1 protein-coding gene is annotated in these 777 nt (G+C 59.3%); it reads right to left on the bottom strand.

Annotated features, from left to right (window positions below; all coding sequences use genetic code 11):
* A partial coding sequence (locus B2590_RS02980) for a cytochrome c-type biogenesis CcmF C-terminal domain-containing protein (protein ID WP_286847844.1) occupies positions 1 to 777 on the bottom strand: 777 nt, incomplete at both ends.

The raw sequence follows: 777 nt of genomic DNA, 5'->3' as shown, positions 1-777 counted from the left end.
CACCTGCTCACCGATATCAAGCCGCACATTACGCTCCATGGCGTAGTTCGACACCATCACCACGCCCACGATGGTGACGGCCAGGCCCACGTGGCCGACCACCATGCCCCAGTATGAAGGGGTCAACTTACGCAATCCGGCCAGCGCAGAGGACGCATTGCGGACTTTATCAAACAGGTCGCGCACCAACGCCAGTACTACCCACAGGGCCGCCACCATCCCCAGCGCCACGGCGACATTCCACTGGCCGTTGTAAAGAAACGGTATCGATACCGCAATCGCCAGTGCGGCCAGACCCGCCCCCAGTAGTCGCCGGAACAGCTCGCGACCGGGCATCTGCTTCCAGCGTGCGACCGGCCCCAGCCCCATAAAGGCACAAAGCATGACGGTCAGTGGCACGAACAGGCTATTAAAGTAAGGCGCGCCGATACTGATTTTGCCCAGCCCGAGTGCATCCAGGATCAAGGGGTACAGGGTGCCCATCAGGACCGTGATCGTCATGATGACCAGCAAAATATTGTTGATCAGCAACAGAGCATCCCGGGAAAGCCAGCTAAAGCCCGCGTTGGCGCTCATTCGCGGCGCCCGTAGCGCAAAGATCAACAGCGAGACGCCGACCGTTATTCCCAGCAACGCCAGAATGAAGAGCCCCCGAGATGGATCATTGGCAAAGGCATGAACCGAGGTAAGTACCCCTGAACGCACCAGGAAGGTGCCCAGTAACGAGAGTGAGAACGTGAAAATCGCCAGCAGCGCCGTCCAGCTCTTGAACGTGCC

The sequence above is a fragment of the Marinobacter sp. UBA3604 genome, assembly GCF_002375325.1.
Taxonomy (GTDB): domain Bacteria; phylum Pseudomonadota; class Gammaproteobacteria; order Pseudomonadales; family Oleiphilaceae; genus Marinobacter; species Marinobacter salarius.
Note: the sequence above shows the minus strand (reverse complement) of the source record. Positions and strands in the feature narration are given on the sequence as shown.